The organism is Antribacter soli (assembly GCF_021568775.1).
GTDB lineage: Bacteria > Actinomycetota > Actinomycetes > Actinomycetales > Cellulomonadaceae > Antribacter > Antribacter soli.
On sequence record NZ_JAKGSG010000019.1, the window covers coordinates 1 to 2,352 of the forward strand.

At 74.2% G+C, this 2,352-nt stretch carries 1 protein-coding gene; it reads right to left on the reverse strand.

The features are described from left to right. Positions 1 to 144: 144 nt before the first annotated feature. Positions 145 to 1,941, reverse strand: a complete 1,797-nt coding sequence (locus tag L1785_RS04675) for an acetyl/propionyl/methylcrotonyl-CoA carboxylase subunit alpha (protein ID WP_236088035.1) — start codon at positions 1,939 to 1,941, stop codon at positions 145 to 147. Between the last annotated feature and the right edge of the window lie 411 nt (positions 1,942 to 2,352).

A 2,352-nucleotide genomic window follows, 5' to 3' on the forward strand; every position in this document is an offset into this window, starting at 1 on the left:
CCGCCCGCGCGCCCGCGGGGGGGCGGGCGGCCCCCCCGCCCCCCCCCCGCCCCCCCCCCCCCCCCCCCCCCCCCCCCCCCGAACTACCGAACAGGCGCTCGGTCGGTACCGTCGCTCGCCTGAGACCTGCGTTCCGCTCCGGTCTCAGTCGACGATCTCGCAGATCACGGCGCCGGCCGTCACGCCCGCACCAGGCGCGGCCGTGAGCGACCGGACCGTGCCGGACCGGTGCGCCACGAGCGGCTGCTCCATCTTCATCGCCTCGAGGACCACGACGAGGTCACCCTCGGCGACCTGGGCCCCCTCCTGCACGGCGACCTTGACGATGGTGCCCTGCATCGGCGAGGCGAGGGTGGTGCCCGAGGCTCCCGCGGCGCGGGGTCCCGACCGGCGGGCCGGGCGGCGGGCGGCGTTCGCGGTGCGGGCGCGACCGGCGGCCACGCCCAGGCCGGCCGGCAGCACGACCTCGAGGCGGCGACCGCCCACCTCGACGACCACGCGCTCCGCGGGAATCTCCTCCTCGGCCTGGTCGGCCTCGGGGGCGGGCGCCTTCACGAGCGTCGCGAGCGTGTCGGTGAACTCGGTCTCGATCCAGCGGGTGTGCACGCGGAACGGTGCGTCGTCGGCCGGGACGAACGCCTCGTCCTCCAGCACCGCGCGGTGGAACGGCACGACCGTGGGGATGCCCTCGACCTCGAGCTCGCGCAGCGCGCGGCGGGCGCGCTCCACTGCCTGACGGCGGTCGGCGCCCGTGACGATGAGCTTGGCGATCATCGAGTCGAAGTTGCCCGACACCGTGTCGCCCTCGGTCACGCCGGTGTCGACGCGCACGCCCGGACCCGACGGGAAGCGCAGGCGCGTGATCTTGCCCGGCGCCGGGAGGAAGCCCGCAGCCGGGTCCTCACCGTTGAGGCGGAACTCGATCGAGTGCCCGCGCACCTGCGTCTGCGTGTACCCGAGGGGCTCGCCCGCCGCGATGCGGAGCTGCTCGCGGACCAGGTCGATGCCGGTGACCTCCTCGGTCACCGGGTGCTCCACCTGGAGCCGCGTGTTGACCTCGAGGAACGAGATCGTGCCGTCGACGCCCACGAGGAACTCGCACGTGCCCGCGCCGACGTATCCGGCCTCGCGCAGGATCGCCTCCGACGACGAGTAGAGCGCCTTCTCCTGCTCGGGCGTGAGGAACGGCGCGGGTGCCTCCTCGACGAGCTTCTGGTGGCGGCGCTGCAGCGAGCAGTCGCGCGTCGACACCACGACGACATTGCCGTGCTGGTCGGCGAGGCACTGCGTCTCCACGTGCCGCGGCTTGTCGAGGTACCGCTCGACGAAGCACTCGCCGCGGCCGAACGCGGCCGTGGCCTCGCGCACCGCAGAGTCGAACAGCTCGCCGATCTCCTCGTGCGTGCGGGCGACCTTCAGGCCGCGCCCGCCGCCGCCGAACGCCGCCTTGATCGCGATCGGCAGGCCGTGCTCCTCGGCGAACGCACGGACCTCGTCCGCGGAGGCGACGGGGTCCGCCGTGCCGGGCACGAGGGGAGCGCCGGCGCGCTGCGCGATGTGGCGCGCGCTCACCTTGTCGCCGAGCGCCTCGATCGCGGCCGGCGGCGGGCCGATCCACACCAGGCCGGCGTCTGCGACGGCCTGCGCGAACTGCGCGTTCTCCGACAGGAAGCCGTAGCCGGGGTGCACGGCGTCGGCGCCGGAGCGGCGTGCGACGTCGAGCAGCTTGCTCATGTCGAGGTACGTCTCCGCCGCGCGGATGCCGCCCAGGGCGAACGCCTCGTCGGCCAGGCGGACGTGCAGGGCCTCGCGGTCGGAGTCGGCGTAGACGGCGACGGACGCGATGCCGGCGTCGGCGCACGCGCGGGCGACGCGGACGGCGATCTCACCGCGGTTGGCGATGAGCACCTTGGTGATGCGGGGACCCTGAGAACTGAGCACGGCTCACGGTAACGCGTACCGGTCCGGCCCAAGGCACGCGGGCCCAACCTCGCCGGGAAGATTGGGAAAGGGCCCAAGCCCGTCAATCGACGTTTGGAGGGTTCCACCATGGCCTGAGGCGTCGCCGCAGGCTTCGGCCGCGCCTGCCTGTCGGAAACCGACAGGCACCCGGCGGCAGCATCCCTGCGGTTCCGCTCCGGCTCAGACCGTCCCGTCTTCCGCCTGAGCCTGCGGTTCCGCTCCGGGCGGGTGCCTCGTTCCTCGGCCCCCACCCTGCGCTGCACCTCCGGCTCAGACCGTCCCGTCTTCCGCCTGAGCCTGCGGTTCCGCTCCGGGCGGGTGCCTCGTTCCTCGGCCCCCACCCTGCGCTGCACCTCCGGCTCAGACCGTCCCGTCTTCCGCCTGAGCCTG